The sequence below is a fragment of the Pseudomonas sp. Pseusp16 genome, assembly GCF_047324915.1.
Classification (GTDB): Bacteria; Pseudomonadota; Gammaproteobacteria; order Pseudomonadales; family Pseudomonadaceae; genus Aquipseudomonas; species Aquipseudomonas fluorescens_CD.
In genome coordinates this window covers 1,150,006-1,167,050 of sequence record NZ_CP168522.1, presented here as the reverse complement: position 1 = coordinate 1,167,050, position 17,045 = coordinate 1,150,006, and the positions used below count along the sequence as shown (strand labels likewise).

Sequence of the window (17,045 nt, the reverse complement as noted above, 5' to 3'; positions counted from 1 at the left end):
AAAAAAACCCCGCATCTCTCGATGCGGGGTTTTTTCATTCAACGCCTGATCAAGCCGGTTCCAGCTCGGCGGCGACGGCGGCAGGCACCACCGCTTGACCGCTCAACGCCAGGTCCAGCAGTTCGCGGTTGGCCACCGCGTACATGGCGTAGTCGGTGCCGCTGGCGGCACGGATTTCCACCAGCATGGCACGCCAGCGCTCGATCATGCCTTCGTGCTGCGCCATCCACAGCTCCAGGCGTGTTTCGACGTCCAGGGTGCCGTTACCCTGTTGCAGTACCGAGATGGTGATCGCACGTTGCTGCCAGTCGACGTCATCACGGAACGCTTCACGGGCCAGGGCCTGCCAGTTGTTTTCAACCGGCAGGGCACTGATCTGTTGCAGGTACCAGGTGATGTCCAGCGCACTGCCCACGGCGAAGTACGCCTTGGCCACGTCGGCAGGATCCTGGCCGGTCACGTCGGACGCCTCGATGATCGGCAGCAGCGTATACAGGTGCGTGGTGCCAGCCACCATGCGCGCCAGCAACTCCGGCACACCGGCTTCGACGTACGCCTGATAACGGGTCTGCCAGGTTTCGCGGATCTCGCCACTGAGCAATTCGTCGAGCTTGAGGCCCAACGCCGCCAGATGCGGACCGAAGTGCGCGACGTCACGGGCAGCGTTCTGCTCGTTGCGACGGGCACGCAGGAACCAGCGCGTGGCGCGACGGCCCAGGCGCATCAGCTCGTCCATCAGCTCCAGTTGCACGTCGGCGGAAACCTTGTAGTCCAGGTTTTCAATCTGACGGAACCAGTGCGGGAGGTGGAAAATGTCACGCACGATCACATAAGCGCCAGCCACGTTCGCCGGGCTCATGCCGGTCGACTCTTTGAGTCGTTGAACGAAGGTGATGCCCATATGGTTGACCAGATCGTTGGCGATCTGGGTGCTGACGATTTCGCGCTTCAGGCGGTGACGACGCATCGCCGCGGAGAACTTGCTCACCAGGGTCGGCGGGAAAGCGGTCTCCATGTCGCGGGTCAGGTAGTCGTCGTCCGGCACCAGGGAGCCCAGCAACTGCTCCTTGAGGTCGATCTTGCTGTACGAGATCAGCACCGACAGCTCGGGACGGGTCAGGCCATGGCCTTCAGCGATACGCTCGTTGATCGCATCTTCAGCCGGCAGGAACTCGATGGCACGATCCAGCTTGCCACGACCTTCCAGGTCGTTCATCAGGCGCTTGTATTCGGCAATCCGCGGCAGGGCACGACGGGCTGCCAGGGACAGGGCCTGAGTCTGCTTGTAGTTGTTGCCCAACACCAGGCCACCGACTTCGTCGGTCATGCTCGCCAGCAACTCGTTGCGCTGCTTGGCGGTCATGTCGCCGGCCTGAACCACTTCGTTGAGCAGGATCTTGATGTTCACTTCGTGGTCGGAGCAGTCCACGCCACCGGCGTTGTCGATGAAGTCGGTGTTGGAACCGCCGCCATTGAGGCCGAACTCCACACGACCCAGTTGGGTCATGCCGAGGTTACCGCCCTCGCCCACCACTTTGCAGCGCAGTTCGTTGCCGTTCACGCGCAGTGCATCGTTGGCCTTGTCGCCGACATCGGCGTGGCTTTCGCTGCTGGCTTTGACGTAAGTACCGATACCGCCGTTCCACAGCAGATCCACCGGCGCCTTGAGCAAGGCGTTCAGCAGTTCGGTCGGGGTCAGCTTGTCGGCCTCGATGTCGAAGCGCTCTTGCATCTGCGGGGAAATCGCGATGCTCTTCGCGCTGCGCGAGAAGATGCCGCCGCCTTCGGACATGATGCTGGTGTCGTAGTCAGACCAGGCCGAACGCGGCAGGTCGAACATGCGCTGACGCTCGGCGAAGCTCGATGCCGGATCCGGATTCGGGTCGATGAAAATGTGCAGGTGGTTGAACGCCGCGACCAGTTGCAGCTTGTCGGACATCAGCAAGCCGTTACCGAACACGTCACCGGCCATGTCGCCGACACCGACCACGGTGATGCTGTCTTCCTGGACATTGATGCCGCGCTCGCGGAAGTGGCGCTGTACGCCGACCCACGCGCCTTTGGCGGTGATGCCCATTTTCTTGTGGTCGTAACCGGCCGAACCGCCGGACGCGAACGCATCACCCAGCCAGAAGCCGTAGTCGATGGCGATGCCGTTGGCGATGTCGGAGAAGGTCGCAGTGCCTTTGTCCGCGGCCACTACCAGGTACGGGTCATCGTCGTCATGACGCACGACGTTGGCCGGCGGCACCAGGGCGCCGTCTTTCAGGTTGTCGGTGATGTCCAGCAGGCCCGAGATGAAGATGCGGTAGCAGGCGATGCCCTCGGCCGCGATCTCGTCACGGCTGCCGCCCAGTGGCAGGCGACGCGGCAGGAAGCCGCCCTTCGCGCCCACCGGCACGATGACCGAGTTCTTCACTTGCTGGGCTTTTACCAGGCCCAGGACTTCGGTACGGAAGTCTTCTTCACGGTCGGACCAGCGCAGGCCGCCACGAGCAACGTTGCCGAAGCGCAGGTGCACGCCTTCGACGCGCGGCGAGTACACGAAGATTTCGAACTTCGGTACCGGCTTCGGCAGCTCGGGAATCAAGTGCGGGTTGAACTTGAAGCTGAAGTACGACTTGTTATGGCCGTTGGCATCGGTCTGGTAGAAGTTGGTGCGCAGGGTGGCCTTGATCAGGTCCAGGTAGCGACGCAGGATGCGGTCTTCGTTCAGTACCTGAACGTCGTCCAGGGCGCTGTGAATCGCTTGCTCCAGGCGTTGCTGCTTGTCTTCCAGATCATCGCCGGACAGTTTGCGCGCCAGGTAGAAGCGGGTCTTGAACAACCGCGTCAGCTCGCGGGCGATGTCGGTGTGGTTGTTCAGGGTGCTGGCGATGTAGCCCAGGTCGAAGCCCAGGCGAATCTGCTTCATGTAGCGGGCGTAGGCGCGCAGCAGCGCCACGTCGCGCCATGGCAGGCCGGCGGTCAGTACCAGACGGTTGAACCCGTCGTTCTCGGCTTCGCCACGCACGATGTGGACAAATGCGTCCTGCAGCGTGTCGTTGAGCTGCTGGATGTCGAGTTCCAGGCCCTCGGCGGCGGTGAACGCGAAGTCGTGAATCCAGAACTCGCGGCCACTGTTGTGACGCAGGCGATACGGGAACTCACCCAGCACGCGCAGGCCAAGGTTTTCCAGGATCGGCAGGACGTCGGACAACGCCAGCGGGGTATCGGCGTGATACAGCTTGCAGTGCAGCATGCGCTGGCCGGAAACCTGGCCCAGCGGCTGGTAGAAGCTCATCACCAGCGGATTTTTTTCGTTCAGGCTCAGCAGGTGCTGCATGTCGACCACAGCCGAGTGGGCTGCGAAACGTTCGCGATAACCGGCCGGGAAGCCTTTCGGGAAGTCGGCCAGCACGTTGGTGCCGTGGGCTTCGCCGAAGCTTTCGATGGTCAGGGCGGCGTAATCGTCCTGCCAGCTGCGGCAGGCCTGCACCACTTCCTTTTCCAGCAGCAGCGGGTCGATGTCGAGGCGGTTTTTCGGGTCGACTCGCAGGATCAACTGCACGCGGGCCAGCACGGACTCGGAGAAGAAGGTCCAGAACTCGCAATCGGTCGCTTTCAGGCGATCCATCAGTACTTGCTGGATCTTCTGCCGCACTTCGGTGGAATAGATGTCACGCGGCACGTAGGCCAGGCAGTAGCAGAAACGGCCGTACGGGTCTTTGCGCAGGAACACGCGAATCTTGTTGCGTTCCTGGATCTGCACGATCGACATCACGGTGCTGAACAGCTCGTCCACCGGGGTCTGGAACAGATCGTCGCGCGGCAGCACTTCGAGTACCTGCGCCAGTTCCTTGCCCAGGTGAGCCTTGGCCTGGAAGCCGGAACGGCGTTCGATTTCCTCGACCTTGCGGCGGATGTACGGGATCACCCGCACGCTCTCGCCATACACCGACGAGGTGTACAGGCCCATGAAACGGCATTCCTTGATGACCTCGCCGTTGGCATCGATTTCGCGGATCGACACGTAATCCGGGTAAGCCGGACGGTGTACACGGCTTGGGTGCGCGGCCTTGGCGAACGACAACAGGGTCGGTTCGCGCAGGTAGTTCACGGCGTAGTCTTCGATGCGCAGGTCATCGTAGGTCAGGCCGGCACGCAGCAGTTTGGTCAGGCCAAGGAAGGAATCCTTGTCGTAGACGATGTGGCCGCCATCGGCTTCGTCGCTGACCACGAACTCTTCGTAGCCGAGGAAGGTGAAGTGGTTACCCACCAGCCATTCCAGGAAACTCTTGATTTCGCTCTTCTCGTCGGCATCGACGGCGAACTGGCTGTTGTCCAGCTTGGTCAGGATGTCCTGGACCTTGGCCTTCATCGGCTCGAAATCGCCGACGGCAACGCGCACTTCACCGAGCACCTGCTCCAGCTCTTTGCTCAGGACATTGAGCTCGGCGGTGTTGGCGCAGCGGTCGATTTCCAGGTACATCAGCGACTCTTGCTGAATATCGTCGCCCTGGGTGCCCTTCGGCAGGATTTCCAACAGCTCGCCCTTGCTGCCACGACGCACGCTGAGCACGGTGGTTTGCAGGGTATGGATGCTGTAGCCGCGGCGATTGAGCTCGGTACGCACCGAGTCCACCAGGAATGGCAGGTCGTGGTGCAGCACTTCGACCGCCGTGTGGGTCGACTGCCAGCCGTGGCGCTCGTAATCGGGGTTGAAGACGCGCACTTGCGGTTGCGCGTGATCGAAGCGCTCAAGCAGGCGCCATGCAGAAAGGGTGCAGCCAGCAAGGTCGGACAACCGACGCTGGGTCAGCTCGTCAAGGGAAATGATGCCGAAGAATTGTTCAGCGAACAGCGCCACTTGTGGCAGTGCCTGTTCACTGATGTGCTGCGCCAGTGCCGCTTGCAGTTGGTGCTGGAAGTCGGCTTTGCTGGCTGCGGTGAAGAACGCCATCTGTGGTACTCCGCTTGGGCTTGTTATTGATGAAAGCGTCGCGTGCAAAACCCCTTTTCGGGGCTACCCGTCACCCTGTTCCTGATTCTCGGGCAGAGGAAACAGGGCGACAGGTGGGTGAAGCTGGACGAGACACTCAGGTCACATTCACCTTCCGTGAATGGGCATCTGCAAAAACGACTGGGCTGCGTGCAGCGCAATGTCTTTACGGGTGCTCATCCGTTGCGCAGCTTAACGAGTGCGGCAAGGCCCATGCTTGCGGTGCTGCGACATATTCGGTCATCGGCACGCAGCTCAAGGCATGCGCATCGAACAACACTAGCATCCGCACAGGAAAATGACGGGTTTCCGTCCGGTTTTGCGGTACGTCAGTACCAGAAATGACCGACAACACTTCCTTTGTTCACGACAGATGCCCGTCACTCGTCGAGCAGGCATTCGCGAGAAATGGAGGCGCTGAGCCTCGAGGCGTTTTCGATGGGCCTGGCCAGATCGCGCATGAGCAGCAATACGGCCTTCGGCAAGCAGAGTGATGGGTCGATCAAAACCGGGAGTCGGGGTTACTTTTCCTTATGTACACCCCCGACCGTTAAACAAATAACCAACATTGCGCGCCTACTGTGGACAAGCCACACCTGTATGCCACTCCTTGCCATAATCAGCCGAGTTGACGTCCGGTTGTTTATTAACGTTGTAGAAGTTCTGCTTGTACATTTTCCCCTTGTACGCCACGGCCTCTGCGTAGACTGCATAAACCTTGCTGGCATCCCATGCCGGCAGTTCGCCGCAATTACCGCCCTCGACAGGCGCTTTAACGGTTAAATTCTCTGTGAGTTCAAGGGTATGCAAGCCATCGGAAACTTCTACGGAAATGGCAGTACGGGTATCCGCGGTCACTGTTGGGGCCGTGAAAGACATGGATATCGTACTGCCTGTCGGTGGTATGAATCCGGTTGCGTTCCAATGATAATTCAGTGGTTTGTTTGAGGGTGACTCAGCATAAACATGTGCGCTGAGCGTTCCCCCCGACTTCACCTCCTCAGGCAGGGCAAGGCGTCCTGTAGGCGGCTTATCGGCTGCGTCTGCCAACATTTTTTTGATAGCGGCATCCAAATCGGGTTGAACCCCGATTTCCGTGCGATTGCCGTTGATCTGCGGGTAGCCCGTTTCGACGAGGAGTTGACGTAAAACCTTGGGTGGAATATTGCCTATTCCGTTCGCACGAGCCACGCCTTGTACAGAGGCAAGCACCCCCGCAATGATTGGGTTGGACGACGACGTGCCGCTAAAAGTATGGGTATACCCCATAGTGGGATTGCTCGCACTCCATGTTGTAGTGGTGACGTTGCGCCCCCAACTAAATAAATCGACGCGACTTCCATACTCGGAAAAGCTCGCTCTGATGCCGGTCTCCGGATCAACAGCACCCGCATAAATCGCACCAGTATCGAAAACATTTCGATCATAATAACCATTAAAAAATGGATGATCCAAATCAATGTTGCCATTACCCGCAGCCAGCACTACATGAACGCCCTTCTCTTCAACAAGATAAGAAATAATATCACGTACCGTCGTATTTCTTTCGATCGGCATGAAACAGTTCACTGTACATCCGACTCCATTGAGAGGCGTACTGTTGATGTGTACACCAATCTGCACTACATCGCCCTCATTCAATTTATCAGCCAACTGGAGCAGCCTGTCCGTGCCCCATTGCAAATAACCCAGCCTGGAGTACGGAACAATGCCGGTAGTGCCGAAACCATTTTCCTGCGAAGCAATAATTCCAGCGCTGGAAGTATCATGGGAGCCAGTTTTGGCCCCTGCATCAACTTCCAGATAAGGTTTTGGCAAATCAACATGATCATACGACCAATGATCTACCTCTGCAGAGATCACCTGCACTTCCTGCCCCTTCCCCCCTGAAATCTTCCAGGCTTCAACTGCGTTCACGCCGCCAATTTTATAGGGGGTTACTGCATTTCCCCCTTGAAGATAATTTTGCCGCCCCGTGTAATCCGGAATGTTCTTGCTCATTACACTCGCAATTGGGGCACCATTATCGTCATGCATACCATCTACCTTTGGTTCAAATTCTGCCTTCTCCACTAAAGGGATTTTCTTCAATTGCAGGAGTAATGTTTCAGCCTGCGCTTTAGTCATGGTACGGGTATCCACCATGAAGTAGCGATTCAGTCTATGCCGCTGCAGCGCCTGTAACTCTTCCTTGGTCCGCACTTCGGAAACCGGCACCAACGGCCTAATCTGTGGCGCGAGTTTTTTAAGTTCGTTTAATGACGAGTGACTATCGAGAGCACTTTTCTGCGTGTCAGACAGAAACGCATCCTCTTTGACTAAAATGATAAAATGCGAATAATCCCGCACGGCCGCAAACAACGACAAAGGCGAGGAAGCAAGCACAAAGAGTACAGATCCCAGCCATTTGCTCATCGATTTCATGGTGATATCTTCCAATTAGTATCGCTGGCAATTTCTGAACACTTCCGATTTGACCTAAAGTTAATCCGTACAAACTAATGACTACCTTTCCCGGATTACAGCTAAAGCTAAAACCCGAGGACTTGCTACTGTCAGAAATTACAGTGCCGACGATTGGTCGCACGTCCCGCGCGTTCGAAAATGGGTGGATTTTTCACGTAACGAACCACCGGGCACGTTTGTCCCTGCCTTGGTGGCATCACAGCGCGACCAGGGAGGCCGAGCAGAGTTCTCCAAAGACTGGCAGAATTGCCCTTTGTCCATATTCACAATGCTCGTCGAGCCAGGATCCCTCCCCATGCAAATGACCACCGCCCTCTTGATCGTCAACCCGTGCGACGAAGAAGAAGACAACATGGCCATGCTGTGCTGCCACAGCGACAAGGGCGAAATGTTCCTGATGAGCCGCTACCCGGATGAAGACGAACTGGAAATCACCCTCGACGGCGAACCCTCGACCCTTGAAGGCGTGAAGGTCACGCTCGGCCCTGCACTGCTGAAAATCGAAATTGCGGCGGCCGATGCCGATGCGCTGAATGGGGATGATGTGCTGGAGATCACTTTTAACCCGGCCATGGTTGATCTGGCTGAAGTTGAGGAAACCCTGAAGAACATCCTTGACGGTACCGGGACCTTCATCAGCCAGATTTGAGAGTGTCTGAACCGGCCCTGTCGCTGGCAAGCCAGCTCCCACAGTGACCGATGTGTTGCACAGATTGCATGCACACCGCCAATATTTGTGGGAGCTGGCTTGCCAGCGATGAGGTCCTGACAGTCACCTCAAGACTGTTGCCCTGCATAAATCCAACAAATCTCCCGGTCATTCCCCGCACTTTGCACAAAATGCCGTTAGTCGCCGCCCCCCGCGATGGATTAAAGTAACGCCCCCGGCCCTGGCGCATTTCGAACGTCCTCGGCCACCCTTTTGCAGGAACAGTCATCGATGGAACATCGTGAAGCGCTGCTCGCGCTGCGAACCTTTCTTTCAACGCAGATTCTCGGCCAGGAAAAACTCATCGAGCGCTTGCTCATCGCCCTGCTCGCCGACGGCCACATGCTGGTCGAGGGCGCTCCTGGCCTGGCCAAGACCAAGGCCATCAAAGAACTCGCCGAAGGCATCGAAGCCCAGTTCCACCGCATCCAGTTCACCCCTGACCTGTTGCCGGCCGACATTACCGGTACGGAAATCTACCGCCCGGAAACCGGCAGTTTCGTGTTCCAGCAAGGGCCTATCTTCCACAACCTGGTATTGGCGGACGAAATCAACCGCGCCCCGGCCAAGGTTCAGTCGGCCTTGCTCGAAGCCATGGGCGAACGGCAAGTCAGTGTCGGACGCAGCACCTATGAGCTGTCGCCGCTGTTCCTGGTGATGGCCACGCAAAACCCCATCGAGCAGGAAGGTACCTATCCGCTGCCCGAAGCCCAGCTTGACCGGTTCCTGATGCACGTGAAAATCGGCTTTCCCGATGCCACTGTCGAGCGCCGGATTCTGCAGCAAGCCCGTGGAGAAGCCCTGAACGGCGAAGCAAAACCTGAGCGTCGGGTTACCCAACAGACGATTTTTGCGGCACGCAAGGAAATCCTCGGCCTGTACATGGCCGACGCCGTGGAGGAATACCTGGTGCAATTGGTCATGGCCACCCGTACCCCGGCCAAGTTCGATCCGGAGATGGCCGAGTGGATCGCCTACGGCGCCAGCCCGCGCGGTTCGATTGCCCTGGACCGCTGCGCCCGTGCCCACGCCTGGCTGGCCGGACGCGATTTCGTCAGCCCGGAAGATATCCAGGCCGTGCTGTTCGACGTGCTGCGCCATCGCATCATTCTTTCCTTTGAAGCCGAAGCCGCTGGCATCGATCAGGACCGGGTCGTCCAGCGGATTCTCGACGTCGTAGCCGTCGCTTGACCCCGATGAACGTCAGCCTGCCGCCCGAGCCGGGCATCCGTGTCAGCCTCGCCGACCTGATCGAGATGCGCCATCGCGTGCGCGAAGTGCAGCTGTTTTCCACGCCGAGCCAGCGCAGCCCACTGATTGGCCTGCACCACTCCAAATTGCGCGGCCGTGGCGTCGACTTCGACCAGGTGCGGGTCTATCAGGCCGGCGACGATGTGCGCACCATCGACTGGCGCGTGACTGCGCGCACCCAGGAGCCCCATACCAAGCTGTTCCACGAAGAACGCGAGCGGCCGATCTTCATCATGGTCGAACAAAGCCGCCGGTTGTTTTTCGGCTCGGGCCAGATGTTCAAGTCCGTACTCGCCGCACAGGCTGCGAGCCTGATCGGTTGGGCAGCCCTGGGCCACAACGATCGGGTCGGCGGGCTGGTGTATGGCGACAATGAGCACTACGAAATCAAGCCTCGGCGCAGCAAGCAAAGCCTGCTGCAGCTGCTCAACCGACTGGTGCGGGTCAATCAGTCGCTCAACAGCGAAATCGAGCCGGACCGTGACGCCTTCGGTATCGCCCTGCGCCGCGCCCGCGAAGTGTCACGCCCGGGCAGCCTGGTGGTGGTGATCTGCGACGAACGCTCCCTTTCGGAAAGTGCCGAGCAACAGCTGAGCCTGTTATCTCGCCATTGCGACCTGTTGCTGCTGCCGTTGTCCGATCCGCTGGATCATGCCCTGCCCGCCGCCGGCCTTTTACGTTTCGCCGAACGCGGTGCGCAACTGGAGCTCGACACGCTGAATTTCGACCTGCGCCAGACTTACCGGGCCCTGGCCGAAGCACGCATCGCCCGTTGGGAGCTGCTCGCGCAGAAGCTGGGCGTGTTGCTGATGCCCCTGAGTACCCAGAGCGAGATGGTCGAGCAACTGCGCGAGTACCTGAACCCACAGAAGCCGGGGAAAGGTCGATGAGCGGACTGGAACAACTGCAACCGCTGATTTCTCCGCCGCCGATCGATTTTTGGCCGCCCGCGCCTGGCTGGTGGATACTGCTGCTGTTGCTGCCGCTACTCGGCTTCGGGCTGTGGAGCCTGCGGCGCTTCATTCCTCGCAAACGCCCCGTGGTGCGTGCCGAACAGCCGCTGGACCCGGTTCGCTTGGCCGCACTGGCTGAATTGGCGCTGATGCCCAAGCCGTATGACGGTGCGCCGGCCGGTGCCTGGCTGCAGCAACTCAACGGCTTGCTCAAGCGCCTGTGCCGCAACCACTATCCCTACAGCCAGAGCCATACCCTCAACGGGCGCAAGTGGCTGGCGTTCCTTGACAACCGCTGCCCGGCAGCCGGCCTGACTCGCTGGATGGTGCTCGTGGAAGGTGCCTACAAACCCGAATGCAAACTCGATGACAAGGCCATCGCCGGCCTGACCCAGGCCGTCGACACATGGATTCGCAAGCATGTTTGAGTTCACCTGGCCGTGGATCTTCGCCCTGTTGCCCTTGCCGTGGCTGATGCGCCTCGTCTTGCCGGTCGCCGACAGTGGCGAGCCGGCGCTCAAGGTCAGTTTTCTAAGCGATCTGGAAGGCCTCGCCGGCCGCCGCGCCCGCGCCAATCTGCCGGCCTGGCGCCAACAGTCGCCATTCATTCTGCTGTGGCTGCTGCTGCTGATGGCCGCCGCACGCCCGCAGTGGCTGGGTGAACCGTTACCGATCGCCGCCAGTGGCCGCGACCTGCTGATCGCGGTGGACGTTTCGGGCTCCATGGATTTTCCCGACATGCAGTGGCAGGACGAAGACGTCAGTCGCCTTTCGCTGGTCCAGCATCTGCTCGGAGACTTTCTCGAAAGCCGCGAAGGTGACCGGGTCGGCCTGATCCTGTTCGGTAGCCAGGCCTACGTGCAAGCGCCACTGACCTTCGACCGCCACACCGTGCGCGTCTGGCTCGATGAGGCACGCATCGGCATTGCCGGCAAAAACACCGCCATCGGCGATGCCATCGGCCTTGCCCTCAAACGCCTGCGCCAACGTCCGGCGCAGAGCCGCGTGCTGATTCTGGTCACCGACGGGGCCAATAATGCCGGTGAAATCGATCCGCTCACCGCCGCCCGACTGGCGGGCAAGGAAGATGTGAAGATCTATCCGATCGGCATCGGTGCCGATCCGGAGCAAAGTGGCACGGTCGGCTTTCTCGGCGTCAATCCCAGCCTGGACCTGGACGAGCCGTCCCTGAAAGCCATTGCCGAAGCCACCGGCGGCCGGTATTTCCGCGCCCACGATGGCAAGCAACTGCAATCGATCAAGGCAACCCTCGATCAACTGGAACCCGTGGCCCAGCAACCGACCCAGGCCCGTCCGGCCCAGGCTCTGTATCAATGGCCTCTGGCGCTGGCTCTGTTGTTGAGCATGCTGCTGGTGGCCCCTGTACTCTGGCCGGACAACCCGTTGCAACGCCTGTTTACCAAGGATCTGTTTTTGCAAACCCAAGTGTTGCCTGACTGGCGCCAGCGTCTGAAACGCCTGCGTCTGCGGAGGCGCCGATGAGTGCGTTGTGGCCCTACTGGTTCCGCCCCTGGTGGCTATTGTTGTTGCCGGTGCTTGGCTGGTTGCTCTGGCAACTCTGGCACCGCAAGAAACGCGCCGGGCGCTGGCAGATGATTCTGCCTCCAGCCTTTCACGCAGCACTGCTCAGCGGTGGCAGTGGTCGCGACAGTAAATTGCCTTGGGTCGCGCTTGGCGTGGCGTGGCTGTTGACCGTGCTCGCGCTGCTGGGCCCGAGCTGGGAACGCGTCGAGCAAACCAGCCAGAAGCCCGCCGACCCGTTGGTGGTGATTCTTGAACTGACCCCGGAAATGCTCGCCACGGACGTCGCGCCCAATCGCCTGGAGCAGGCCCGGCGCAAGCTGTTCGACCTGCTGCAGGTTCGCAGCGATGCCCAGACTGCGATCGTCGTCTACGCCGGCAGCGCGCATACGCTGGTGCCGCTCTCCGATGACCTGTCCACCAGCCGCAACCTGCTCGATGCCCTCAAGCCGTCATTGATGCCCGAGGCCGGCCATCGCGCCGACCTGGCGGTAGTCAAGGCCTTGGCCCTGCTGGAACAGGGTGCGCTCGGTGACGGGCGGATCCTGCTGATTGGCTCGTCCCTGACGGAAGACGAACGCCTGGGGATTCGCCGCGCCATGGCAGGCAAATCGACGCAATGGCTGATGCTCGGCATCGGCACCGCCGAAGGCTCGCCGATCACCCAGGAAGACGGCAGTTTCCTCAAGGACGAACAAGGCGCGATCCTCGTACCGCGCCTGGACGAGCCCGGCCTGAAAGGCTTCGCCCGCGACCTCGACGGACGCTATCGCCACGCCCGCCTGGACGATAGCGACCTGCGCGCCCTTGGCCTGCTTGACGGTCCGCGTCACTTGCGCAATGACGGCCAGACGCTGCGCCTCGACACCTGGGCCGACCAGGGTTACTGGCTGCTGCTGCCACTGTTGCTGCTCGCGGCCTGCGCGGGACGTCGCGGCTGGCTGCTCTGCCTGCCGCTGCTATTGGCGCTGCCTCAGCCCAGCTATGCCTTCGACCTCGCAGACCTGTGGCTGCGTCCTGATCAACAAGGCGTGCAATTACTCAAGCTCAAGCGTCCGGCCGAGGCCGCGCGGCGCTTCGAAGACCATCAGTGGCAAGGCGTGGCGCTCTATGAAGCCGGAGACTACGCCGGCGCCGCCGAGCGGTTTGCCGAAGGCAACGATGCCCATGCCCACTACAATCGGGGCAACGCCCTGGCCAAAAGTGGTGCGCTGGAGGCTGCCCTGGACGCCTACGAACAGGCGCTGGAACGCCAACCGGATTTGCGCCCGGCACTGACCAACAAGACGCTGGTGGAAGAGTTGATCAAGCAAAAAAACAGCCCGCCCACCCCGGAGCCGGCCACCAGCGAGGAGCCCCAGGCCACTGAGCAGCAAACACCGCCCGGCGCCACGACGCAGCCTTCGGACGGCGGCGAGCCGCAGGCGCAAGAACCGCAGACTGGCGCCGACACCAGGCATCCGCCCACGTCGCCACGCAAGCCCGGAACCAACGAAGTTCCAGGCAGTGAATTGGGTGACGAGCAACACACGACGCCGCCCTTGCGCCCGGCCACCGACAGCATCGAAGGTGAACAGCGTCAGGCGCTGGAGCAGTGGTTGCGGCAGATCCCGGATGACCCCGGTGAGCTGCTGCGGCGCAAATTCTGGTACGAACAGCAACAACATCAGGATCAGGAAAAAACTCGATGACCCGCTTCACCGTTATATTGCTCGCGCTGCTGCATGGCCTGTTGTTCTGCACCGTTCAGGCGCAGGCAGCAGAGCTGGTCGCCAGTGTGGACCGCAGTCGCCTGAGCTCGGGCGAGACGGTCGAGCTGACCCTGGAATCCACCGACGTGACACAGTTCGGCAAACCCGACATGACACCGCTGGAGCCGTTGTTCGAAGTGCGCGGCACACGCCAGGTCAACCAGTTGAACACCCTTAGCGGTGAAAACCGGGCCACCACACGCTGGATCGTCACCCTCCTGCCCCGGCAAAACGGCAGCGTGGTGATTCCGCCACTGCAACTGGGCGAACTGCAGAGCCAGCCGATCACCCTGCAAGTGGTCGAGAGCGAAACACCGGACAACCCGAACAAACGGGCCGCGGTGTTCATTGACGCCAGCCTCGATCAAACCAGCGTGTACGTTCAGGCCCAGGCGATCCTGACCCTGCGCATCTACCATTCGGTGTCGCTGTACGACGACAGCAGCCTGCCACCCTTGCAGATATCTGATGCCCGTATCGAACAATTGGGCGACTCACGCACCTACGAAAAAGACATCGACGGCCTGCGCCATGGCGTGATTGAAATGCGCTACGCGATCTACCCGCAACACAGTGGCGAACTGATCATTCCGGCGCAGGTCTTCAACGCTGCGCTGGTCGATGCACAACCGGTACAGGACGCGGCCCAGGGGCCGAAATCCGGCAAGCTGATGCGCGTGACCTCGGCCGAACTGCTGTTGACGGTCAAGGCCAAACCCATCACCTATCCGGCCGATGCCCCCTGGCTGCCTGCGCGCAGCCTGACCCTGAGCGATAGCTGGAACCCGGAGCCGGATCATGCCCAGGTGGGCGATTCATTGACCCGCAGCCTGACGGTGAAGGCCGAAGGCTTGTCCAGCACCCAGCTACCACCGCTGCCCGGCACCGATGTCGGCGGTCTGCGCCGCTACCCGGATCAACCAGTGCTCGGCAATCAGAACAGCGAACGCGGCCTGGTCGGCAGTCGTGAAGACCGCGAGGCCCTGGTGCCGACACGGACCGGCGCCATCGAGCTGCCCACCGTCGACGTGGTGTGGTGGAACACCTTCGAAGACCATCTGGAGCACAGCAGCCTGCCCGCTCGCACGCTGCACGTGGCGGCCAATCCGAACCTGGTGGTCGACACCCCGGCCGGCACCTCAGCGATCGATGCCAGCGCCGACAGCCAAGCGCTCTGGCGCTGGAAGCTCAGCACCTTGATTCTGGCCTGCACCACCCTGCTCGGCTTCGGCCTCTGGTGGCGTGGCCGCTGGCAACCGGCGGTGATGCGTGCCGCTCAAACCGGGCCAAGCCCGCGCACCGTCCTAGACGACCTCAAGCGCGCCTGCCAGGCCAACGACTCCCACGCCACCCGCCAGGCCCTCGACGCCTGGGCCCGCCAACAACCGGAAACCCTGGCCGACATGGCCGCCCGCTTCGTGCCGCTGTCCAACGCCCTCGACGGCCTGAACGGCGCGCTTTACAGCGAAACCGGCCAGTATTGGCAAGGTGATGAATTGTGGCGGGCGATCAAGGCGATCCCGATTGCCGAACGGGTTCAGGATCCGGTCGGCGACACTGGGTTGCCGCCGCTTTATCCCAAGTAGAATCAAATGATCGCAACCTTCGAAAGCGCCTGCATCAGGTGGATGTACACCCTCAGGAGCCATCGAAGGCTGCGATCTTTCAGCCCTTTTCAGCCACTCACGATGGCCTGTTCAACGGATCAGACATGCTTGGCCCAAAGCACATTGTCGCCTGCCCCAGGTGCCCAATCCTCAACATATGACGTATGTGCCTGAATGCAGGACCAGTTCTGCCCGGCGTGGCTCACCAACGCGTTTTTTGCATACTGAGTATTCAACTTCCACGCCGGATATGCCCCACCATCACCTTGTGTGCTGACGCTCAGGACATTACTTGATGATGACAGCTTGCCGTTCAGGTCGAGCGCCCTCACAAAATAACGGTACTCGGTCCCTGACGTCAGGTCCGTGTCCTCAAACGAAGTCTGATCTGCACCTACGCGCTTGACCTCCTGGCCGTCGCGAAAAATCAGGTAGTTCGTTATTGCCACCGGGCCTGAGGAGGCCCCCCACATCAAGCTGATACTGCGCTCTGTCTGGCCCATGCTGTGCAGGTTCGCCGGAGCGCTCGGCGCCCCGACCTCACCCTCCTCTGGCAACGTACGCACCTCGATAGCCGGACTTGGACGTGAAACATTGCCTGTCTCGTCGACTGCGCTAATAAAATAGCTGTAGACGGTGTCAGGCATCACGGCATGGTCGATCCAGGTCAGTTGTGGTGCCGCGACATCGACTGTAGCGGTCCCGTTGCGCGTAATACGGTAAAACGCGATAGGAGAAGCCCCCGTTGCAGCATTCCACGTCAATACCACCTGCTTGTCAGTGATATCACTGGCCTTCAAACCGGTCGGCGTGGTCGGACGCTCGCCTCCTCCAGACGACACAAAATCCAGGTCCACTACGTGATAGAACGCATTTCCGGTATCGGCGACCTCCCAGACAGCCAACAACACGTGATACCCCTCTCGTTTTGGCAGCGGGACCCCATGGATGGTGGGCGACGGCGGCTTCATGTCGTTTGAGTGTTCCCAATAGGGCTTCAGATTCAACTGCACCGTATAGAAAGGCTCGGCATCAAATTGATCGCGCGCCAGCGCTCTGCTGCTATCCCAATCAGCCTTGGTAATGAAGTAGTTCCAGCGACGGGTAACGTGGTTGGCGGTGAAATGCCAAGAGACATCCAGTGTTTCGCCGCTTCGCACTTCATGTTTTTGCCAGTGGCTACCCGGCTGATCCAGTTTTTGGCCGGTGGCTTGATTGGCGCTGGCAATTTTGCCGTCAGGAGGCGGCGCAAAATTGGCCACGTCCTCTTTGGCGTATGCATCAGCCACGTCGGCGGAAGTTTCGGGAAAAAACTTGCCGGACTCGCGCTGGTTCAAAGCCCCTTCATCCAACTCGCCTGCCTGCCAGGCAAAGTACGCCCGGGATGCGGGGGAAAACACGTGGCCATGACGCGGCGTGTTGATTCGGCTGATGGTACTCGGATGACTGTTTGACATGACGTTTCTCCACTGAGGCTGGATGAATGCGAGGTTCGATTCCATTGAGATCACATGTGAACAACACAACTTCAGCGTTTTTGAAGCGACACTATTTTCCCTTCAGGCTGAAACTCATAAATTGCGTCGCTGCCGCTCTGCAAGGCTCCATGCGCAGGGTCGATTAAACACCCTGCCCACCATAGTGGGAACTGTCATAACTGACAGGTAGGCATGACCGTTCGTAGGATTTTTTCATCGAGATCCGTAGCTGCACTCAATCAAGGCGTTCAGCAACCTTGGTCGTTTGTCAGTAAACTCTCCCCCCTTTCGTCGCCTCCATTTTTCC

The 17,045-nt window shown here is 60.1% G+C and carries 10 protein-coding genes; 7 read left to right on the top strand and 3 right to left on the bottom strand.

Features of this window, described 5'->3' with window-relative positions; all coding sequences use genetic code 11:
• Positions 1-49: 49 nt before the first annotated feature.
• Both ACEN8Q_RS05120 and ACEN8Q_RS05115 read right to left on the bottom strand, forming a co-directional pair.
• Positions 50-4,942 carry an NAD-glutamate dehydrogenase gene (locus ACEN8Q_RS05120; RefSeq protein WP_413704646.1) on the bottom strand — a complete coding sequence of 1,631 codons (4,893 nt, stop codon included), beginning with the start codon at positions 4,940-4,942 and terminating at the stop codon, positions 50-52.
• 615 nt (positions 4,943-5,557) lie between these two features.
• Positions 5,558-7,420, bottom strand: coding sequence for a S8 family serine peptidase (locus tag ACEN8Q_RS05115; RefSeq protein ID WP_413704645.1), 1,863 nt, complete (start codon positions 7,418-7,420; stop codon positions 5,558-5,560).
• A gap of 322 nt (positions 7,421-7,742) precedes the next feature.
• On the opposite strand from ACEN8Q_RS05115, the gene ACEN8Q_RS05110 reads away from it, so the two are divergent.
• The 7 genes from ACEN8Q_RS05110 to ACEN8Q_RS05080 all read left to right on the top strand — a co-directional run bounded on the left by ACEN8Q_RS05110 (position 7,743) and on the right by ACEN8Q_RS05080 (position 15,239).
• Complete coding sequence (locus tag ACEN8Q_RS05110; RefSeq protein ID WP_413428375.1) at positions 7,743-8,096, top strand: hypothetical protein; 354 nt, start codon at positions 7,743-7,745, stop codon at positions 8,094-8,096.
• Positions 8,097-8,387: 291 nt separating this feature from the next.
• Positions 8,388-9,347: an AAA family ATPase gene (locus tag ACEN8Q_RS05105; protein WP_007994509.1), complete on the top strand. Its 960-nt coding sequence runs from the start codon at positions 8,388-8,390 to the stop codon at positions 9,345-9,347.
• Positions 9,348-9,352: 5 nt separating this feature from the next.
• Positions 9,353-10,297: a DUF58 domain-containing protein gene (locus tag ACEN8Q_RS05100; protein WP_322617320.1), complete on the top strand. Its 945-nt coding sequence runs from the start codon at positions 9,353-9,355 to the stop codon at positions 10,295-10,297.
• On the top strand, positions 10,294-10,788 hold the full coding sequence (locus tag ACEN8Q_RS05095; protein ID WP_413428376.1) for a DUF4381 domain-containing protein: 495 nt from the start codon (positions 10,294-10,296) through the stop codon (positions 10,786-10,788). The genes ACEN8Q_RS05100 and ACEN8Q_RS05095 overlap by 4 nt, the downstream gene beginning before the upstream one ends.
• Positions 10,781-11,863, top strand: a complete 1,083-nt coding sequence (locus tag ACEN8Q_RS05090) for a vWA domain-containing protein (protein WP_413428377.1) — start codon at positions 10,781-10,783, stop codon at positions 11,861-11,863. Before ACEN8Q_RS05095 ends, ACEN8Q_RS05090 begins: the two co-directional genes overlap by 8 nt.
• Entirely contained in the window at positions 11,860-13,593 is a 1,734-nt protein-coding gene (locus tag ACEN8Q_RS05085) for a tetratricopeptide repeat protein (RefSeq protein WP_413704644.1), read from the top strand. Before ACEN8Q_RS05090 ends, ACEN8Q_RS05085 begins: the two co-directional genes overlap by 4 nt.
• Positions 13,590-15,239: a BatD family protein gene (locus tag ACEN8Q_RS05080; protein WP_413704643.1), complete on the top strand. Its 1,650-nt coding sequence runs from the start codon at positions 13,590-13,592 to the stop codon at positions 15,237-15,239. The genes ACEN8Q_RS05085 and ACEN8Q_RS05080 overlap by 4 nt, the downstream gene beginning before the upstream one ends.
• Before the next feature lie 119 nt (positions 15,240-15,358).
• On the opposite strand, the gene ACEN8Q_RS05075 is transcribed toward ACEN8Q_RS05080, so the two are convergent.
• Positions 15,359-16,762, bottom strand: a complete 1,404-nt coding sequence (locus ACEN8Q_RS05075; protein ID WP_413704642.1) for a lytic polysaccharide monooxygenase — start codon at positions 16,760-16,762, stop codon at positions 15,359-15,361.
• Positions 16,763-17,045: the final 283 nt, after the last annotated feature.